At 40.7% G+C, this 20,097-nt stretch carries 23 protein-coding genes and 3 pseudogenes; 24 read left to right on the plus strand and 2 right to left on the minus strand.

Annotated features, from left to right (window positions below):
- Positions 1-4 precede the first annotated feature (4 nt).
- The 8 genes and pseudogenes from NZD81_RS12310 (at position 5) to NZD81_RS12350 (ending at position 7,124) form a co-directional block, all read left to right on the plus strand.
- Complete coding sequence (locus NZD81_RS12310; RefSeq protein ID WP_172641064.1) at positions 5-322, plus strand: hypothetical protein; 318 nt, start codon at positions 5-7, stop codon at positions 320-322.
- 166 nt (positions 323-488) lie between these two features.
- Positions 489-974: pseudogene (locus NZD81_RS12320) on the plus strand (T7SS effector LXG polymorphic toxin); the annotation flags it as partial.
- 309 nt (positions 975-1,283) lie between these two features.
- Positions 1,284-1,488 (plus strand): annotated as a pseudogene (locus NZD81_RS21200) (polymorphic toxin type 50 domain-containing protein); the annotation flags it as partial.
- 22 nt (positions 1,489-1,510) lie between these two features.
- The gene (locus NZD81_RS12330) at positions 1,511-1,843 is read left to right on the plus strand and encodes a hypothetical protein (protein WP_103749180.1); all 333 of its coding nucleotides are present in this window, start codon (positions 1,511-1,513) and stop codon (positions 1,841-1,843) included.
- Positions 1,844-2,085: 242 nt separating this feature from the next.
- Complete coding sequence (locus NZD81_RS12335) at positions 2,086-2,484, plus strand: hypothetical protein (RefSeq protein ID WP_289860603.1); 399 nt, start codon at positions 2,086-2,088, stop codon at positions 2,482-2,484.
- Between the two features lie 830 nt (positions 2,485-3,314).
- The gene (bglP, locus tag NZD81_RS12340; RefSeq protein WP_289860604.1) at positions 3,315-5,144 is read left to right on the plus strand and encodes a PTS beta-glucoside transporter subunit IIABC; all 1,830 of its coding nucleotides are present in this window, start codon (positions 3,315-3,317) and stop codon (positions 5,142-5,144) included.
- A 21-nt stretch (positions 5,145-5,165) separates the two neighbouring features.
- On the plus strand, positions 5,166-6,575 hold the full coding sequence (gene bglH / locus NZD81_RS12345) for an aryl-phospho-beta-d-glucosidase (protein WP_289860605.1): 1,410 nt from the start codon (positions 5,166-5,168) through the stop codon (positions 6,573-6,575).
- Positions 6,576-6,677: 102 nt separating this feature from the next.
- On the plus strand, positions 6,678-7,124 hold the full coding sequence (locus NZD81_RS12350) for a universal stress protein (protein WP_040081325.1): 447 nt from the start codon (positions 6,678-6,680) through the stop codon (positions 7,122-7,124).
- 33 nt (positions 7,125-7,157) lie between these two features.
- Here NZD81_RS12350 and NZD81_RS12355 read toward each other — a convergent pair whose 3' ends face one another.
- Positions 7,158-7,889, minus strand: coding sequence for a 2OG-Fe dioxygenase family protein (locus NZD81_RS12355; protein WP_289860606.1), 732 nt, complete (start codon positions 7,887-7,889; stop codon positions 7,158-7,160).
- 167 nt (positions 7,890-8,056) lie between these two features.
- Here NZD81_RS12355 and NZD81_RS12360 point away from each other — a divergent pair, with 167 nt between their 5' ends.
- The 15 genes and pseudogenes from NZD81_RS12360 to dbpA all read left to right on the plus strand — a co-directional run bounded on the left by NZD81_RS12360 (position 8,057) and on the right by dbpA (position 17,879).
- Positions 8,057-8,800 carry an SDR family NAD(P)-dependent oxidoreductase gene (locus NZD81_RS12360; RefSeq protein ID WP_289860607.1) on the plus strand — a complete coding sequence of 248 codons (744 nt, stop codon included), beginning with the start codon at positions 8,057-8,059 and terminating at the stop codon, positions 8,798-8,800.
- 66 nt (positions 8,801-8,866) lie between these two features.
- On the plus strand, positions 8,867-9,799 hold the full coding sequence (locus NZD81_RS12365; protein WP_289861006.1) for a DMT family transporter: 933 nt from the start codon (positions 8,867-8,869) through the stop codon (positions 9,797-9,799).
- A 273-nt stretch (positions 9,800-10,072) separates the two neighbouring features.
- Positions 10,073-10,543 carry a hypothetical protein gene (locus tag NZD81_RS12370; RefSeq protein WP_240345549.1) on the plus strand — a complete coding sequence of 157 codons (471 nt, stop codon included), beginning with the start codon at positions 10,073-10,075 and terminating at the stop codon, positions 10,541-10,543.
- Positions 10,544-10,706: 163 nt separating this feature from the next.
- Positions 10,707-11,192: a YxiF family protein gene (locus tag NZD81_RS12375; protein ID WP_119995544.1), complete on the plus strand. Its 486-nt coding sequence runs from the start codon at positions 10,707-10,709 to the stop codon at positions 11,190-11,192.
- 30 nt (positions 11,193-11,222) lie between these two features.
- Entirely contained in the window at positions 11,223-11,480 is a 258-nt protein-coding gene (locus tag NZD81_RS12380) for a DNA-binding protein (protein WP_081379860.1), read from the plus strand.
- A gap of 46 nt (positions 11,481-11,526) precedes the next feature.
- On the plus strand, positions 11,527-11,958 hold the full coding sequence (locus NZD81_RS12385) for a YxiG family protein (RefSeq protein WP_289860608.1): 432 nt from the start codon (positions 11,527-11,529) through the stop codon (positions 11,956-11,958).
- Positions 11,945-12,367: a WapI family immunity protein gene (locus tag NZD81_RS12390; RefSeq protein ID WP_282373826.1), complete on the plus strand. Its 423-nt coding sequence runs from the start codon at positions 11,945-11,947 to the stop codon at positions 12,365-12,367. The genes NZD81_RS12385 and NZD81_RS12390 overlap by 14 nt, the downstream gene beginning before the upstream one ends.
- A 114-nt stretch (positions 12,368-12,481) precedes the next feature.
- Positions 12,482-12,862 carry a DUF2750 domain-containing protein gene (locus NZD81_RS12395; protein ID WP_282373825.1) on the plus strand — a complete coding sequence of 127 codons (381 nt, stop codon included), beginning with the start codon at positions 12,482-12,484 and terminating at the stop codon, positions 12,860-12,862.
- A gap of 66 nt (positions 12,863-12,928) precedes the next feature.
- The gene (locus NZD81_RS12400; RefSeq protein ID WP_282373824.1) at positions 12,929-13,216 is read left to right on the plus strand and encodes a YxiG family protein; all 288 of its coding nucleotides are present in this window, start codon (positions 12,929-12,931) and stop codon (positions 13,214-13,216) included.
- A 189-nt stretch (positions 13,217-13,405) separates the two neighbouring features.
- Positions 13,406-13,591: a hypothetical protein gene (locus NZD81_RS12405; protein ID WP_282373823.1), complete on the plus strand. Its 186-nt coding sequence runs from the start codon at positions 13,406-13,408 to the stop codon at positions 13,589-13,591.
- A 355-nt stretch (positions 13,592-13,946) separates the two neighbouring features.
- Positions 13,947-14,243, plus strand: coding sequence for a YxiJ family protein (locus NZD81_RS12410; RefSeq protein ID WP_282373822.1), 297 nt, complete (start codon positions 13,947-13,949; stop codon positions 14,241-14,243).
- A 15-nt stretch (positions 14,244-14,258) separates the two neighbouring features.
- A complete protein-coding gene (locus tag NZD81_RS12415) occupies positions 14,259-14,711 on the plus strand; it encodes a hypothetical protein (RefSeq protein ID WP_282373821.1) in 453 nt (150 codons plus the stop codon).
- Positions 14,712-14,728: 17 nt separating this feature from the next.
- Positions 14,729-14,857, plus strand: a pseudogene (locus NZD81_RS12420) (hypothetical protein); the annotation flags it as partial.
- A 351-nt stretch (positions 14,858-15,208) separates the two neighbouring features.
- On the plus strand, positions 15,209-16,357 hold the full coding sequence (locus tag NZD81_RS12425; protein WP_289860610.1) for a rhamnogalacturonan acetylesterase: 1,149 nt from the start codon (positions 15,209-15,211) through the stop codon (positions 16,355-16,357).
- A gap of 82 nt (positions 16,358-16,439) precedes the next feature.
- A complete protein-coding gene (dbpA, locus tag NZD81_RS12430; RefSeq protein ID WP_289860612.1) occupies positions 16,440-17,879 on the plus strand; it encodes an ATP-dependent RNA helicase DbpA in 1,440 nt (479 codons plus the stop codon).
- Positions 17,880-17,897: 18 nt separating this feature from the next.
- Here the strand turns inward: dbpA and NZD81_RS12435 are convergent, their stop codons facing one another.
- Positions 17,898-19,184, minus strand: coding sequence for an MFS transporter (locus tag NZD81_RS12435; RefSeq protein ID WP_282373819.1), 1,287 nt, complete (start codon positions 19,182-19,184; stop codon positions 17,898-17,900).
- A 205-nt stretch (positions 19,185-19,389) separates the two neighbouring features.
- Between NZD81_RS12435 and NZD81_RS12440 the strand changes: the two genes are divergently transcribed.
- Positions 19,390-20,070, plus strand: coding sequence for a hypothetical protein (locus NZD81_RS12440; RefSeq protein WP_282373818.1), 681 nt, complete (start codon positions 19,390-19,392; stop codon positions 20,068-20,070).
- Positions 20,071-20,097: the final 27 nt, after the last annotated feature.

The raw sequence follows: 20,097 nt of genomic DNA on the forward strand, positions 1-20,097 counted from the left end.
ACAAATGTTTATAAAGTATGATGAATATGATCTATTAGAACTTTTTCAAAATGAGCCAGTGAGTATAACAGGCAATATAGATGATGGAGAATTAATTTATACTTACAAAGATGACCAAAATTTCAAGGTGATTTTAACTTTAGATGTATATAAGCAAACGTGTAGTCTAAGTATTACATTTAATGATTCTATAGTATTTACAGGTGATTTTAATAATGTAACAAGTATAAAAAAAGATGACAAAGTTATGGTAATGAATGTGGGTCAAGAAGAGAGACTTAAAGTTAAATTTTGCAAACAAGTTGGAGTGGAGTTACTTTAAAATAGCCTTATTTTATTAGAAAGAATATATAAAACAATTATGATATTCTCTCAGATAAATCAGTAGGTGAAGTAGTTGATACTTCTAAATATAATGTTATTGTTATCATACCTTGACTGGCTATATGCCTTTCAAGGTTTTTTAATAAAAATAATCTTTTATAAAGCTAATTCATAAACCCTTTCTCCTTTTCTTTGGCATGTTTATCGACGAATACAAAAAAGTGCTGAAACAAACACAGCATACGATTTCCTCTGTAGAATCTGACTCTCACGGCATGATTGCAGAGGCTTTTCTCTTGAGGAGGATATACATGGAATATGATCCTTTAATAAAAGCGTTAAAAGAGTATAAAGATAGTGACTTGATAATAGAGTGGGATAGTGGATTAAAGATTATTGGTGAACCAGACACACTCTTTGAAACAGACAATGGGTTGGATGACGATGATGTGAATTTTATCGAATATTATGCAGTTACATTTCAAGTAAATGATATTTTAGCTCATCCTACTAGTGAAGAAAGTAGTTTATATAATTGGTTAATACAAAAGAAAGGTTCATTAGTTGAAATTTCACTTTATGATGATCCGCCAAGTGCAGTTTTTTTAACTGACGGAGAAAGTGTATGGAAAAGGGATAGTCAAAAATAAAACATATACCTTGATGGGCTGAATTGCCTTTCAAGGTTTTTACTTTTTATATTAAATCAGCTGATATTTGTGAAAAGCGAATTGAAAATGATTAGTTTGAGAATCGAGAGCTCATGATGGTAGTACCTTCAAGGAGTATCGATTTTTAACACTTTGAGGAACTGAACATGAACGAGAAAGGGGCGAGATGACATTTTACATGACAGGGTAGTTATATCTTGGAGTAACTAATGAAACTAACGAGTTCGTACAAGCTCGTGGCGATAAATATTGAGTAACTTAAAAGAGTTCTTAACTATTAGCAAGAGATATGGAGATAATAAAAAAGCACAGGAATTGCTTGATAAGTTTACAGGAAAAGGCGATTTCTTAAAAAATGGCAGGGAAAGAGTAGACTATTGGAAAACCAATAGGGAAATATTATGATCGTAATACTGGTGAATATGTTGAGACTACTAAAGGATTAATACATTATGGAAAAGACGGAGCGCATATAGTACCATCTAGGCCATAAAAATAAGGAAAAGAGGGATCGTATGGGTTATGATTCTTTAATTGAAACTTTAATAAAATATGAAAATAATGACTTGATACTAGAATGGGCAAGTGGGTTAAGGATTATTGGAGAACTAGATACTGTTTTTGAAACAGACAATGGATTGGATGAAGATGATAATAATTATACAGAATATGATGCAGCTGCATTTAAAGTAAATAAAATATTATCCAAACGGATTCAGAATGAAGGCAACGTATATAATTGGTTGAGACAAGAAAAAAGTTCATTGGTTGAAATCTCTCTCTATGATGATCCACCAAGTACAGTTTTATTAACTGATGGTCAAAGAGTGTGGAAAAGCGATAATTAAATTAACAAATTTTAAATTAGGCCCTTGAAATTGGTTAAAACCTTTCAAGGTTCTTTTAGGTTGGAAACACACCACCTATATCTGCCGGATTAAGGGATCAACTTGGCATAGAGCATCAAAAAATGGAGTGGAAATAGATGTTATCAAAAATGGTGACGATGTAACTAGTGGTTACCCAACAGGAAAGGTAAATGCGCCTCGTCCATCAGGTTTTTGAGATGTAAATTGAAAGGTGATAAAAAATGTATAGAGAATTGGATAATCTTTTATCTGCTGAAACAACTGAGGACTCATGGTACGATGATGGTTGTATAATTGCAAGTGATATATTGTCAGATTTTAGAGTAGATGATTGGGGGAAATTAAAAAACGAAGCACTTACTAAACCTTTGGAATGGCAAAAAAAACTGGCTTACTGTATGAATAATAACGGAAGTTCACATGAATTTTCAATATTACTATCACTACTTAGTAATGATAATGAAGAGCTATTTGAGGTATGCATAGATTCTCTAAGAAGCTTTGTCACTCCCGAGAGTAAACAAATGATATTGAACGATCCATCCATACTTCAGCGAATAAATGATAAGTTGCCAAAAGCAAGTGCCCCAGTAAAGAAAATACTTGAAGACTTCCTTTGAGAAGGTTCATTCTTAATAATTTGTTATAGAATTGTTTATGCAACAATGCTTAAAAGTCAATGATAACTTTTTAAAGCTTATTCTCACACAGTGATGTGGAATGGAATAAGCTTTTCCTATTGCAGAATCAGCTCCTAATTTTAAAGAAATCAGGTAAAATAAACCACAAGGAAGAGATAGAAGGAGTATACAGTTGAGATAATCAAGAAAAATGAATTTGAGTGTAACTGGATTGCATTGTTTATTGGTAGGCAGTTTAAGTTATTTCTTCACAAGAAGTAACAAATTATGCGATTAATTATCTAGGGAATAAACTTAATATTAAAGATGAAAATATCCTTGAATTGGCGTGGGAACAAACTGAAGAAAGAGCAGATGCTTTATTAGAACAAATAGTCTCTGACAGCCTTCTAATAACGGATGCAACCCGCATTTACATTCCTATGAAAAAAATATAAATAGATTATGCAATTTGTTTCAAGATTTTTTAGTAAAGGAGAAACAAAATATACAAAATGGCTTACCGTTATAAAAAATAGTCCTTATTGAGTAATCGCCTTAGTCAATATCAAAAATGAAAGCGTTGACATCCTCTGAATCTAGTGCTAAAGTATACCTACAAACAAATAAAACGACCCGTCAGGATTGTTACTGCGAAAGCAGGCAAAACCTAAATGGTGCAGGTGCAGGAGGAGACTCTCGCAATCTGTGTCATTTAGGTTTTTTTTATTCTCTTTTAGGAGGTGATGCGGCAATTTGATACAAAAAAAAGCTGGTGAAAGGCGGCCACCTTTCATCCAGCAGTCTCCCCATAAAAAGGAGGTATACACATGGATTATGATAAATTATCGAAAGACATATTACAACTCGTAGGCGGGGAAGAAAATGTTCAGCGCGTGATTCACTGCATGACGAGACTGCGTTTTAATCTTTATGACAACGCGAAGGCGGATCGCAGTCAGCTGGAGCAGCTGCCGGGGGTGATGGGTACCAATATCAGCGGCGAGCAGTTTCAAATCATTATCGGAAACGATGTGCCGAAGGTGTATCAGGCGATTGTGCGGCACAGCAATCTCAGTGATGAAAAGAGCGCTGGTTCATCTTCTCAGAAAAAGAATGTGCTGAGTGCGGTTTTTGATGTGATTTCTGGTGTGTTTACTCCGATTCTGCCTGCGATTGCGGGAGCGGGGATGATCAAAGGGCTTGTTGCGCTGGCAGTTACGTTTGGCTGGATGGCGGAGAAGAGCCAGGTTCATGTCATTTTAACGGCTGTCGGTGATGGCGCGTTCTACTTCCTGCCGCTCCTGCTTGCGATGAGTGCGGCGAGAAAGTTCGGGAGCAATCCGTACGTAGCGGCTGCCATTGCGGCGGCGATTCTGCATCCGGATTTAACAGCTCTGCTCGGTGCGGGGAAACCGATTTCCTTTATCGGGCTTCCTGTAACCGCTGCCACTTATTCGTCAACTGTCATTCCGATTTTGCTGGCGATTTGGATTGCTTCCTACGTGGAAAAATGGATTGACCGTTTTACACACTCGTCTCTCAAATTGATTGTGGTTCCGACGTTGACATTATTGATTGTCGTGCCGCTGACATTGATTACAGTCGGTCCGCTTGGCGCTATTTTAGGAGAATACTTGTCTTCTGGGGTCAATTATTTGTTTGATCATGCAGGGCTTGTGGCGATGATTTTGCTGGCGGGAACATTCTCTTTAATCATTATGACGGGCATGCATTATGCCTTTGTGCCAATTATGATCAACAACATCGCTCAAAACGGACATGATTATTTACTGCCGGCTATGTTTTTGGCGAATATGGGGCAGGCCGGGGCATCATTTGCCGTCTTCCTTCGCTCCAGAAACAAAAAATTCAAATCACTCGCGCTTACCACGAGCATCACAGCGCTGATGGGGATCACAGAACCTGCGATGTACGGCGTGAATATGCGTTTGAAAAAGCCGTTTGCGGCCGCTTTGATTGGCGGTGCAGCAGGTGGCGCGTTTTACGGCATGACGGGTGTTGCTTCCTATATCGTCGGTGGAAATGCAGGACTGCCGAGCATCCCTGTCTTTATCGGGCCAACGTTTATTTACGCGATGATCGGTCTTGTGATTGCGTTTGCGGCGGGGACAGCAGCTGCGTATTTGCTTGGATTCGAGGATGTGTCTTCTGACGGCAGCCAGCAGCCGGCAGTGCATGAAGGCAGCGGAGAAATCATTCACAGCCCGATTAAGGGAGAAGTGAAAGCCTTAAGCGAAGTCAAAGATGGGGTGTTTTCTGCCGGGATCATGGGAAAAGGATTTGCTATAGAGCCAGAAGAAGGAGAAGTGGTCTCGCCTGTTCATGGAAGTGTTACCACCATTTTTAAAACAAAACACGCCATTGGCATTACGAGTGATCAGGGAGCTGAAATTCTCATACACATTGGATTGGACACGGTGAAGCTGGAGGGACAATGGTTCACGGCTCACGTCAAAGAAGGCGACAAGGTCGCACCGGGAGATCCGCTCGTATCCTTTGACCTGGAGCAAATCAAAGCCGCGGGATATGACGTCATTACCCCGGTGATTGTGACCAATACAGACCAATATTCGTTTTCGCCGGTGAAAGAGATCGGTAAAGTGCAGACAAAAGAAGCGCTGCTTGCTTTATCTTAAAAAACTGATGGGGTGATCAATATGAGTTCAAATGCAAAACGATTTCCAGAAGGATTTTTATGGGGCGGCGCAGTTGCTGCCAACCAAGTGGAGGGTGCTTATAACGAGGGCGGTAAGGGGCTTTCGACAGCTGACGTATCGCCGAACGGCATCATGTCTCCATATGATGAATCAATGACTTCCTTGAATCTGTATCACAACGGGATTGACTTTTATCATCGTTATAAAGAGGATATCGCTTTGTTTGCGGAAATGGGTTTTAAAGCGTTCCGTACATCAATTGCGTGGACGAGAATTTTTCCGAATGGCGATGAAGAGGAGCCCAATGAAGAAGGTCTTAGATTTTATGATGATCTGTTTGATGAGCTGTTAAAGCATCATATTGAGCCTGTCGTAACCATCTCTCATTATGAAATGCCGCTCGGTTTAGTGAAGAAGTATGGCGGCTGGAAGAATCGCAAAGTCATAGAGTTTTATGAACGCTATGCCAAAACTGTATTCCAACGCTATCAACACAAAGTGAAGTATTGGATGACGTTCAATGAAATTAATGTGGTGCTCCATGCCCCGTTTACCGGAGGCGGTCTTGTCTTTGAAGAAGGAGAAAACAAACGAAACGCGATGTACCAGGCGGCACACCACCAATTTGTCGCCAGTGCTCTTGCTGTCAAAGCGGGTCACGAAATCATTCCTGATTCAAAAATCGGCTGTATGATAGCGGCCACGACAACCTATCCGATGACCTCTAAGCCGGAGGATGTCTTCGCGGCAATGGAGAATGAGCGCAAAACACTATTCTTCTCAGACGTTCAAGCAAGAGGCGCGTACCCGGGATATATGAAACGCTATCTGGCTGAAAACAATATTGAAATTGAAATGGCTGAAGGCGATGAAGAGCTCTTGAAAGAACATACGGTAGATTACATTGGATTCAGCTACTACATGTCGATGGCGGCGAGCACTGATCCGGAAGAGCTTGCAAAATCAGGCGGCAACCTGCTGGGGGGAGTTAAAAACCCTTACCTGAAATCATCAGAATGGGGCTGGCAAATTGACCCGAAAGGCTTGCGCATTACGCTCAACACATTATACGACCGCTATCAGAAGCCGCTGTTCATTGTTGAAAACGGCCTTGGCGCTGTAGACAAAGTTGAGGAGGACGGCTCAATTCAGGACGATTACAGAATCAACTATCTGCGTGATCATTTAATTGAAGTGCGCGAAGCCATTGCGGACGGCGTTGAATTAATCGGATACACATCATGGGGGCCAATTGACCTTGTCAGTGCATCTACTGCGGAAATGAAAAAACGCTACGGCTTCATTTATGTGGACCGGGACAATGAAGGAAACGGAACATTAAACCGCATCAAGAAAAAAAGCTTCAACTGGTATCAGCAGGTCATCGCTACAAACGGAGAGAGTCTATGACAATTTTTTGAAAACTCATGCGCTTCAATTGACAATAACGAAAAGCAGGCGGACAATAAAAGAGAAAGATGAACCACCCACAGTCCGAAAGGCGGGAAGAGCATGTTTAACAAAATGTTAGTTGCGATTGACGGATCAGATATGAGTGAAAAAGCGCTTGATGCCGCAGTGCATTTGGCCAAAGAGCAGCAAGCGGAACTAAGCATTCTTCATGTGGGGAGAGAAGCCGTCGTCACGACTTCTTCTCTGACGGGAATTGTCTATGTGCCTGAACATTTTATTGATGAAATCAGGAACGAAGTTAAAAAAGAAGGCCTGAAAATCCTAGAGAACGCAAAAGAAAAAGCAGCCGATAACGGTGTTCAAGCTGAAATCATTTACGCGAATGGCGAGCCGGCACATGAAATACTAAATCATGCAAAAGAGAAAGGCGTCAGCCTGATCATCGTTGGCAGCCGGGGGATCAGCGGCCTGAAAGAAATGATGCTTGGAAGCGTCAGCCATAAAGTGTCTCAATTATCAACCTGCCCGGTTTTGATTGTTCGATAGATTTATTGAAAAAGCGCCCCTTGGGCGCTTTTTTTATTTATTAGAAAATGTAACTAATAATATATCTCGATGCGCACCATCTCTATTGGCAGTGCCGACCGGTGTAACCGCATGAAAGACCTTTTGCCCGAGAGCAAGTGTTTCAAGCGGGTCTGTCAGCCGCAGCACTTTATCAATTTGCTTAACAGACGGAGCAATTAAGTTATCTCCTCCGATAGCATCTTCGCTCAGCTGAAATAGATGGACGAAAACAAGCGGTTCATCGTCACGATGCAGCCAAATGGGTGAGCTGTATGAAGGCGCGTCAGGTGTCACTTGATATCTGACTTGGTGAAGCCCAATGATCACTTCTTTCTCCCAATCTACAAAATCGGTTTGGCGGGCCATTTCTACATTTGAATGTATCATTTGCTGCGTTACAGGATGCTGGAGAAACTCATCTGATATTTTTTCAAATTGTCTGACGATACCGCCGTCATCATAATTATATTCTTTTGATTGGAAATATCCATTATCCGGATCTAATTCAAGAGTGTCGGAGTGAGGAGCCAAAATGTAGCGGGAATGCGCTCTGTAACGGCCGCCTCCTTTAGGATCAGCTTTCAAAGCGTCATATGTAAGCTGTAATTCGCGGACTGCGGCGTCTGTATTTTTTTGCCGGTAGAAATCTGCTGGAATATACGAATAGCCGTTTTCCTTTAAAAAAGAAGCATATTTAGAAATATCGGATCTCAACTCTTTTTGTACGTTTGAAACTTGAATCATATGAATCTCTCCTTAAAAAGTAGATGATTTTTTTAGTAATTTCCTGTATGATAGAAAATGTGGAAAATAGAGGATGTAGTGCAATGCTAAATTATTTGTAATATATTGTCAAATAATAATATTCAGATTATTACAAATTACCAAAATGAAAAAAGGCAGAATGTAAAATGATGAAGAAAAAGAATATAATGATCACTGGGGCAAATAGCGGAATCGGCTTTTCGGCAGTAAAGCAATTTCTAACAGAAGGCTTTCGAGTCGTAGGAGTGGATATTCAAACGAATAAAATGTCAGAATTTATAGTAAACAGTGAGTTTCACATGGAAAAAGCAGACTTGTCTGATGTCCAGCAGGCGGAATCTTTGATGCCAAAACTTGAACAAAGCCGATTGATCCCGGATATTTTGATCAATGCAGCAGGGATAAGAGAAATCACCCCTGTTCTTGAATTATCGGCAGAATCATTCAAAAAGGTCATAGACATTAATCTCACGGCAGCCTTTATTCTTTCCCGAGATGCGGCAAGGCTGTGGTCAAAGCTGGGAAAACGAGGCTGTATAATCAACATCGCCTCTGTGTCCGGTCTGATGGCAGAGCCTGCGCGGGCTGCCTATGTGTCTTCCAAGCACGCGGTCATCGGACTGACGAAGCAGCTCGCTATGGAATTCGGATCAAAGGGGATCAGGGTGAACAGCATTTCACCGGGCGTGATCCAAACAGAATTAACGGAAGAGTATTTTCAAGACGATGAATTGGTTCAGCTGATCAAGGATAACCATGCCCTTCATACGTGGGGGCAGCCGAGTGATATTGTTTCCTGTATGAAGTATTTGGCTTCTGATGAGGCGCACTTTATTACAGGTTCAAACTTTGTCATAGACGGCGGCTGGACGGCCGGCAAGAAACTATAAAAAGGGAAAAGCACCTTGCAGTTGGGGTGCTTTTCCCTATACATAACTGGAGGTAGAATACGCTTGATGCAGCAAGATCTCTCAATCACACCAAAACAAAAATCAACAGCCGTAATCAAAATGGTCATCTCTATGGTGATTTTCGGCTCCATCGGCTTTTTCTCAGAGCATACCAATCTGCCGTCATTTGAATTGGTCTTTGTCCGCTGCCTTTGCGCGACGCTATTTTTAAGCTTTTGCTGGCTGGCGTCCGGCCAATATAAAACTGAAAAATGGAGAAAGAGAGACGTGCTCCAAACATTGGCGTGCGGTTTCTTTCTTGTATTCAACTGGGTGTTCTTATTTAAGTCTTTTGAAGAAACGTCCGTTACAATTGCTATCTCCGTTTATCACCTAGCACCGGTGCTTGTTCTTCTCCTGGGAAGCATCATCTACAGAGAGAGACTACATGTCATCTCCGTCAGCTCCATTATCATCTGTTTTCTGGGAACTGCGCTGATTTCCGGGATTAACGGCAGCACTTCATTGACACAGCTGATGGGATCAGGGATCATTTGGGCCGTTCTCGCCGCACTGTTTTATGCGTTCACTACTTTATTGGGAAAAGGCATTCAAAACCTCAGCCCTTACACGACCACCTTCCTGCAAACGGGTTTAGGGGTTATCATCCTAATTCCGTTTATTCACTTTGGCGCTTTTGCTGACCTTTCTCAGGGAAACTGGATTATGGTGGTATCTACCGGTATTATTCATACGGGTATTGTATATTTGTTGTTTTTTGACAGCTTGCGATTTTTATCAACGAAATTTATTTCAATCATTGTCTTTCTTGACCCCGCTGTCGCGATCGTGCTCGATACCGTCTTCACGGGTTTCCGCCCAGACCTCTATCAAACACTAGGCATCGTGATGATCTTTGCGGGCATGGCTTTGACGCTTGTCAGGAGGCGCGGGAAGGCGGATGTGGTTGCTGAAGACAATAATATAGAACAAGCTTGAGAAAGAAAGCGTAAAAGGCCTTAGGGGGCCTTTTTTTATTCTTAAAATAACATAAACATTCTAGAAAAATATTGTAATTGTATTCCGAGGGCGCTAACATTGTTGAATCAATAATACAGTTATTTCAATTTTTGCGCCGGATCATTTGATCTGTGATCAGTTAGGAAGAACCTGATAATTGGCTGTGGGATGTTTAAAATTTTAACAAAGACAAACGCCATATAGAATCCTTTACAAAGTAATACGGTAAGGATGGAGGAGACAGTTCATAATGTGGGTTTAAAAGGGGAAAAGTTAATGTACTATTTTTATGAAATATCAACTCTCAATGACTATGATCGGGTTGAAAAAGAATATAGAACAATAGAGGATATAATATTCGACATATTAAAAAAAATAGAAAGTAAACAATATGCAATGTATTCTTATTCAGTTTCAAATAAAGATAGTTATGATCGCATATACTCGGCAAGATTAAAAGGAAATACTTTGTTTAATCCTAAAAAAATATCTTTTACGAAAACATCAGCAGAAGAATACAAAAATACAATTGTTGCTCATGAGAATATCATATTAGTGAGAAAAGACGATGAGTTAAAAAATATATTAAGCACAGTTCATATAACAGAAAAAACAATAATTAAAGATTTACTGAATATTGTCTTCTATCATATAGAAATAACAGATTCTGAGACAATCAGGATAGGTTCAAGACATAGAGAAAATATTTTAAATATCATTTAACAAATTTTAAATAGTATATTTTACGCTTTTGTATGGAATCATCATGATTATTCTATTAGTATAATTCATTAAATTAAAAGTATAGTTATGTGCGAAAGAATGAGATTTGTATTAGATCGATACTTTAAAGTAAAACCTGGCTGTTTATTTGGGATGTGAGAGAGTGACGAGCAGCAAATTAGCTGAAAAACTTAAAGAAAATAAAAGATATTTATTGATAAAAGAAGTAAAAGAGAGATTAAACAATTGTACAAAAAAAGGGTTTATTTATCAATTCACTGAGGCAGAACTAAGCCGTAAGTTGCTGGATACTGTCTTGTCAAATTCTATAGTAGGTATAGTACGTGAAGTAGGAGTAATTAGCAAAAAGGAGGCTAAACAGCTTTTAAAAGAAACCATTATTACTGTGGGTTCTGAGAGGATAAATGATATCGTTTACCTATTCCATCCACAAAGTGATGAAGTGGGAGCCATCAAGAGTACGCTGAAAGATTGTATAGAGCATCTAGACTGTTTATTAGATTTTATTGAATTTGAAGATCAATTACTTTCCAATAGCTTTATTTTGATGGAACCTTCCTTTACATTTGTAATCTGTTTATTTCACACGGAATACGGTTGTGAGCTCTTTTATGCAAAAAACCTGTAAACTTTATAAAATCATTTAGTACTTGAATGCGTGGTGATCAATTTGATCGAGCCAAATTTACTAGAATGCACGAATAAAATCAAAAGTGTCTTAACCGGACAAACAACAAGAGAAGAAGTGTCGGATTGGGCGGGCACTTATGTTTATGCGGATGAGCCCGAAGGAGAAGACGATAGAGTCTGGGATATGTTAATCCTTCTAAGCGGGATTGATTTGAAAGATTCTCCTGAAACTTATTTGCACTCAACAGATGATTTAAATGATTGGATCAAACAATATACGGAGTAATTTGTGTTTGGTGGTAAGGTGTTATTGATTAAAAAAGATGCAGGAGATGACAATGTGCAAAACAATTAATGAATGGGTTGATTATATAGATGAGGGGTGCAGTGTCCTTCATTTAGATTTTAATGTGTTTAAAAAAGAACTCTCACTTAATATCAAGGTTTTTGAAAGTGAAGCTGAATATACGCATAAAATATTATTTCAAAATGTGGCATCCACTTATTATAGTGCGGATGTAGGCGACATGAGATTGGAAAAAATAGATCCGGAAGAATATAATTGGCAAGTTTTTGAGATGAGTTATCATCCAGAAGGAATCGGAAATCTATCAAATTCTGTAATTCCGGAGTATCAATCAAATGCTAACTTTCTCATTGACATGAACAGAATGCTGATTGCTATAGAAGCTGAAACAGTTCGCTTTGATGATCAATCGTTTTATGCATACCTTAAAACAAGGAGGCAGCATGGCCAAAATTAGAGACGATTGTCTTGAACTTGAACTAACACCGAGAAGGTATCAAGAGATGGATGATGATCCATTTATTTTATCCATATTTGAGTTGTTGGAAAATAAAAAAGCGATCGTTCGCGATTTTTCCGCTGTTTTATTAGAGAGTGAATATAAATTGCTGATATCTGGAATTGAAACGTTGATAATGGGAAATCAAGATATGATAAATTTAGAAACCATTGATCCACTTTTAATTCTCAATATTAATAAAGAAAACGGATATTACAGCTTTAAGATTAAAATTATACTTGAAGATGACAGTAAGTTTAATTCTAAATTGTTTGAGATTACCTGTAATAAAGAGAAGCTAGAATGCTTTGCAGATGCTTTAAAAACAAACCTGGAAGATGTAAAAAAACCTTCAAAACTTCCCTAACCGTTACGCGGAATTTATCGAAATAATAATCTGATGTTATATCCAGAGGGGCATTAGATAGGGTCAAGGACTAGCTGATGTCCCTCTTACACTGCTTACAAGGAAGAGTGAAAAATGAATGAAAAAGAACTTGAGATGACATTAAAGTTAGATCCTGATAAAAGATATCGTTATTTTATTAAGAAAGTTGTTGACTATGAAGAAATCTGGTCATTAAGTAACGACGAGGGATGGGTTATATCTGAAGGCGAGAACGGTATACTACACCTGCATTTTTTGGCGACAAAAGAACATGCAAATCATTGTGCTATTAAGCAATGGAAGGACACAAGTCCAGAATCAATTTCCTTGGATGATTTTGTGGAAAATTGGCTCCCTGGAATGCTTGAAGATGGAGTCGGTATATCAATATTTTTTAACAATCGTAATTCAGTTTCAAAACCAATACCTCTGGTTCTTGAAGATATTGAAGAAGAATTACAAAACTATTCCTGAAAAGTATTCTAAAGTATCCCATCTGCATGTTAAACCTTTTACTTAAAATGAAGTGAGGAGTATGACATGAACAGTATTGAGCAATGGATAGATTATATAAATCACGATGTTAATTGCTTTATGTACGATATTAATTTTGAATACCTAGAGAATAGATTAACTCTTTATCTTAAGTTATATGAAGAAGAAAAAGCCACTTTAAAAGAAATTTCATTTAAGGATATAAGTGGAATTTATTGCGATTTTAGTGTTCATAACAAGTTTGATAAAACTATACCCATTGATACTAATTGGTACCTTGAAGAAATCAGTTATTTCAAAGAAGGAATTGGAAAACTACAAAATGTATATTAGGTAATCAAGTCTTAAATGCTAATTTTCTTATAGAAATTAACGGGACTTTACTTGCTATAGAATCTAAATGTGTATCCTTTGATTCTATAGAATATCAAGTGCTTAATTCTCATGAAAAAACTGAAAAAAACCAAAGAAATTATATAGTGGCTGGGATTAAGAAATTTTTTTCAAGGAGGGAGGATTCAAGTGAGTAATCCAATACAAAAGCATCTGATTGATTCGGAATTCATCGTATTAAAAACAGATTTTCAGTTCTTTAAAAAAGAATTTATTCTTTATTTAGAAATGGATACGAAGGGAAAGCAGCAGCAGCATCGTATTTTATTCAAGAATGTATCATCAAGGGTATTGGAACATTATATCACCCTTTAATTGAAGATTATGAATCGAATGCAAACGTTTTGATTGGAATTAATCAAGCGGTCTATGCAGTTGAAACTGAAAGGGTTTTCTTTGATTCAACTGAAATATATGCTTCAGTATAAGAAGCGATCGTAAGGATGACAATAAATTTTATTTGTAAAAAGGCAGAATCAAAAGGGAGAACTTGATGAGATTTTGTAGATAGCTTTTTGAAAGGTGGCATATATGTCTGATTGCCTTCTCAGCATTGAATCGCAGCCGCAAGGCATCTACCTTGTGGAAGAATGGGAAGAGGAGACGTTCCGTTTTTATTGCCGGCAATATGAGGTGATGGAAGTTGAATAGGGTGAGGGAGAGGATCAACGTGCTTCAAAAACTGAGAAAAAGACAGCGAGAGCTTGAAGAAAAGCCTTATCCTAGTGAATTGTACGGCTTTGAAGCGGACATCTATGAGTTTTTTATGCTAGTTGATGGCAGTTTGGATTATGTGCTGGCGAATAAAAGGATGCCCCGGCATCAGCGGCGTTCGTTGGAGAAAACCTTTTTTGAGCTGTATCCAGACATCCCGACAGTCATGATTAAAAACGATACCGATTTGTATTGTCACATATTATTGTATGAACAAGTCAGACAAGAGATTTGCGTTGCACTATCCAACTGATAAGGGGAAGGTTTTATGGAAATAGCCGCTATTGACAGTATTGGCAATTTGGACATGATCGATCTTAAGTCTGGCCAAGTTGTTACGTCATACGAACTTGAAGATGCAGAGTCGTTTTATCGTTTTTGGGAAGGGCTTGCCTACGATCGAATCATGATACAGGTAATAACGACTGGTTCATTTATAGAACACCTTTCCGAGTATTTTGAAGGACATGCTTACAAGGTGACGAAGCTGGCCAAAAGGGAATTCCGTTTCGAATCCGTAATACAGAAAGCAGACCGTGACATTGCAGGTTATCTCTTTCTGCTAGCTTCCATCAATGACGATGTTTTTCTGATCACTGATCCTCAACCGGATAAAAGTTATTTTTCAGAAGGGAAGCTCCAGTGTCTAACGGACTCAGGCGAACGGATCATGTGGTTTGAATACGATGCTGTAGACATCTATATGGTTGGCGGTAACTAAGAATAGGGGGAATTCATTTGAATATCACACAATACGAGAAATTGAAAAAGCATCTTTCTGATGAGGATACAGGTCCATTTACATTAAACGAGTTTTCTTTCTATATGAAAGAAGATGATCGTTATATTCAAATTCCTGTGTTTGAATTAAAACTATCTGCTCAAACCTGTGACATTCAATTGCGGTTTGAAAACATTAGTGCATCGAGGCTGGATGACCTTGAATCCATCGATGCGGTTGAGTTGGAGATTGAACCGACTGATGATCAATGGGAAAGACTCCGTTATTATGTGTATGACGAAGAAGACCAAATAAGCTTCTATTGCGGAGGTTGGTATGTGATCAAGTGTAACAAGAAGTCACACTGATTTTCCCCTTCTTGAGACTCCCCCCTCATTTTTATTCCTCAACGCCATTTTTTTCTCCCTTCAGCCATCATAAAGAAACAATCACCGAGTATGCATTAATGTATGCGTTTTCATATAGGGGGTTTCTTGATGAAAAAATGGATGGCTGCGGTTTTTGTGATGATGTTGATGTTGTGTTTTGACGGGAATGAGAGTGTGAAGGCGGCGGAGCCGAAGGTGTATCAGTTTGATTTTGGGAGCGGTTCGGTGGAGCCTGGTTACATTGGTGTCAGGGCGTCTGATCGGTATGACCGGTCAAAGGGCTACGGCTTTCAAACACCGGAGAATATGAAGGATGTGGCGGCATCCGGGACTGGTGTGAAGAGTGATGCGGTTCAATTTTTAGCGTATGGGACGAAAAGCAATAACACGTTTCAAGTGGATCTCCCGAACGGCCTTTACGAGGTGAAGGTGATGCTTGGCAATACGGCAAGGGCCAGTGTGGCGGCGGAGGGCGTGTTTCAGGTCATCAATATGACGGGGGACGGCGCGGAGGATACGTTCCAAATTCCTGTCACCGACGGGCAGCTGAATCTGCTGGTGACAGAGGGGAAAGCTGGCACCGCTTTTACGCTCAGCGCCTTGAAAATAAAGAAATTGTCTGATCAGTCGGTGACGAACCGAACCATTTATGTCGGCGGCGATTCGACGGTGTGCAATTATTATCCGCTCAACAGCAGCAAGCAGGCGGGCTGGGGGCAGATGCTGCCTCACTATATCGATAAACACACCTTTCAAGTGAGAAACATGGCGTCTGGCGGACAGATCGCGAGAGGATTCAGAAATGAGGGGCAGTTGGAGGCGATTTTGAAGTACATCAAGCCGGGGGATTATTTTATCTTGCAGCTTGGCATTAATGACACAAATCCGAAGCATAATGAATCTGAAGCGGAGTTTAAAGAGATGATGCGTGATATGATCCGCCAGGTGAAAGTGAAAGGAGCGGACGTCATCCTATCAACGCCTCAGGGCCGGGCGACCGATTTTACTTCTGAAGGCATCCATTCGTCTGTAAACAGATGGTACAGGGCCTCTATTTTGGCTTTGGCCGAAGAGGAAAAAACATACCTCATTGACTTAAATGTCCTCAGCTCGGCATACTTTACATCGATCGGTCCGGAAAAAACACTCGCGCTTTATATGGACGGAGATACGCTGCATCCGAACCGCGCGGGGGCCGACGCACTGGCGCGATTGGCTGTTCAGGAGCTAAAACGTCAGGGAATCGATGGCTTTTAACACGTCATTTTTTCGACAAAACACATACGCCTTCGTCAATTAGAGTATAATGAGAACATCTGCAAGAGACAGGAGTTTATACATGAGTCATTTTAAAAACTATCAAATCAGTCATGACATTTTACGAGCACTGGAAGGACTGGGATATACAGAACCGACCAAGGTGCAGCAGAGCGTGATCCCGGCTGCCCTTGAACGAAAGGATCTAGTCGTCAAATCACAGACGGGAAGCGGGAAAACGGCTTCGTTCGGGATTCCTCTCTGTGAGCTGGCGGATTGGGATGAAAACAAGCCGCAGGCGCTTATTTTAACACCGACCCGTGAGCTTGCGGTGCAAGTAAAAGAGGATATCACGAACATCGGACGATTTAAACGAATCAAAGCGACAGCTGTATTTGGAAAGTCCTCCTTCGATAAACAAAAAGCCGAGCTTAAGCAAAAAAGCCACATTGTTGTCGGTACGCCGGGACGTGTTCTGGATCATATCGAAAAAGGCACGCTGCCGTTGGATCGTCTCTCTTATTTGGTCATTGATGAAGCGGATGAGATGCTGAATATGGGCTTCATCGAGCAGGTCGAGGCGATTATCAAGCATCTGCCGACTGAGCGCACGACGATGCTGTTTTCGGCGACGCTGCCGCAGGATATCGAGAAGCTGAGCCGTCAATATATGCAAAACCCGGAGCATATCGAAATCAAAGCGGCCGGCCTAACCACAAGAAATATTGAACATGCGGTGATTCAAGTAAGAGAAGAGAATAAATTTTCATTGCTGAAAGATGTGCTGATGACGGAGAATCCCGATAGCTGCATCATTTTCTGCCGAACGAAAGAGCACGTCAATCAGCTGACCGATGAATTGGATGACTTAGGATATCCATGCGATAAAATTCACGGCGGAATGATTCAGGAAGACCGGTTCGACGTCATGAATGAATTTAAACGGGGCGAGTACCGTTACTTAGTCGCGACGGATGTCGCCGCGCGCGGGATTGATATTGAAAATATCTCCCTTGTCATCAACTATGATCTGCCGCTTGAAAAAGAAAGCTACGTGCACCGCACAGGCCGAACGGGACGCGCAGGGAACAAAGGAAAGGCCATTTCGTTTGTCGCGGCCTTCGAAAAACGGTTTTTAGCCGACATTGAAGAATATATCGGGTTTAAGATTCAAAAAATGGAGGCTCCTTCTCAAGAGGACGTGGCAAGAAAGAAACCAGAATTTCTAGCTAAAATGAATGACCGTCCGGAAAGCAAAAAGGACAAAAGCGAAGAGCTGAATAAAGACATTATGAAGCTGTATTTTAACGGCGGAAAGAAAAAGAAAATCAGAGCCGTTGATTTTGTAGGAACGATTGCCAAAATTGATGGTGTGTCAGCTGATGACATCGGCATCATCACGATTATGGATAACGCCTCATACGTTGAGATTTTAAATGGGAAAGGCCCTCATGTTCTCCAAGTGATGAAGAACACAACCGTCAAGGGGAAAAAGCTCAAGGTGAATAAAGCGAATAAATGATGAATGACCTGCTCCCAGTTAAAGGGGCAGGTCATTTTGATGCTGGCTGACATCGGCGCTGGTCTCCTCCGGAACAAAGGCAAGAATCACAATACCAATCACAAACAAAATGATCAGGCTGAACACCGCAGTCGAGGATTTCCCGGTTAGCTGGGCGGTCACGGCAATGAGCAGCGGGCCCATAATTGAGGCGAATTTTCCGAAAATGTTGTAAAAACCGAAGAATTCATTGGCGTGGCGCTTTGGCACAAGCTTGGCGAAATAGGAACGGCTGAGGGCTTGAATACCGCCCTGCGAGGTAGCGACAAGCATGGCCAGTATCCAGAAATCAATCGTTGTCTCCATAAAATAGGCGTACACGCAGACAATCATATAAATAACGATCCCAACGTACAGCATTGTCTTCCCCGTGAAGCGTTCTGCCAGTTTTCCGTATATAATCGAAAACGGCGCTGCGACCACCTGAGTGACAAATAGGATGATCAGGAGGCTTGAGGAACCGATCCCTAAATCTGATCCATAGGATGTCGACATCGTAATAATCGTGCCGACACCGTCGATATAAAAGAAATAAGCGAGCAAAAAGAGAAACAGTGCCCGGTATTGCCTGATCCGTTTCATCGTTTGGCCGAGCCGTTTAAAGCTGTTGATGACGATATGAGGTTCTCTTTTGATGTAATAGCGCTGATGGACATGCTTGATCATCGGGATGGTGAACAGCCCCCACCAAGCAGCCGTTATAAAAAAGGACAGCTGGCTTGCAGCCGATACAGACATTTGGATTGTTTCTGCTTGTGCGAGCAGGATGACCGCAATGCTGATGATAAAAGGAATTGTGCTTCCAATGTATCCTAAGCCAAAACCCCGTGCCGAGACGAGATTCATCCGTTTCTCAGGCGTGACGTCAACGAGAAAGGCATCATAAAACACATTGGCGCCGGAAAAACCGATAGCCGATATTGTATAAAACAGCAACAATAGCAGCCAATGTTCACTAGGGATAAAGGCGAGCATCGCGGTGCTGGCGACACCGGCAGACACAAAGAAACCGAAGAACTTTTTCTTGCACCCTTCATAGTCGGCGATTGTGCCTAAAATAGGGCCGAGCATCGCAAGAATAAATGTTGAAATCGCAATGGTATAGCCCAGATAGGCAGTCGATTGAGCGGCGCTGACACCGCTTTCCGCAGCCGCTGATTTATAAAATAACGGAAACACCGCGGTGGTCACGACAATTGAGTAAGCCGAATTTGCCCAGTCATATAACACCCAGCTGTTTTCTTGTTTCGAAAAACGTTTCATCATCAGAGCCCCTCTCCGGTAACGATACTTCTATTGTACGAGAAATGGTCCTGAAAAGAATGGAATGCACGTCAATTTTTACAAAATATTTATGTTTTTTCGCTTCAAATCATACTTTTGATTTATTGCTGGGGTTAGGTGCATCTGGTACCATTTAACTATATTTTATGGTATTTTCCAGAAGGATTCAGCAGAGAGGAGACAGAGCATGAGGCGAATAGGCTTGTGTATAAGCCTGCTGGTCACAGTTCTTGTGATGAGCGCATGCGAAAGTGAAGGTGAGGCTCAGACGTTCGCAGACTGTGATCAAAAGACAGTAAAACAAACCGCAGCCAAACCGATGAGCAGTAAGAAAAAGCAGGATTTCCAAGCCCTTGCAAGCGAAAGGCAGCTGGCCATTGTGTTCAGTTCCATGATCAAAGTGAGCGAAGCATTTGATTATGGGATCGGCAATCCAGAATACTTCGTGCGAAGCAGCATGACTGAAGAAGAAGCAGACATTGCGAAAGAGAACCTTGAATCGATTAAAATTGAAAGCAAATCGCTCAAAAAACAAAACAGCGAGGCGATCGCCTTGCTTGAAAAAACGCGAAATCAAGACATGATCCGCAGCGAAATTCAGCAGCTGACAGAAAATAGAGCCGCTTTTTTTGAGATCACAGGCCGTATGATCAACCTCATCAGTCAAGTCACACCGAAAAACGCGAAGACGACAAGACAGCAGCTGGATCAGCTGAAAAAACAATATACACAATACAGCGCTGAAAGCGTCAAAATCATGAACAGCATTGTCAAAAAGCAGAAAGCGGATAAGGCATTATTTGAACGCCACCTGGAGGCGCTGCTTCAAAAACAGCCCGGACAGCCGGTATTGAGTGAATTGTACTAACTGGTTCCCGCCTTTCCCTGATGATAT

This window comes from Bacillus sp. B.PNR1, assembly GCF_030386235.1.
GTDB lineage: Bacteria > Bacillota > Bacilli > Bacillales > Bacillaceae > Bacillus > Bacillus stercoris.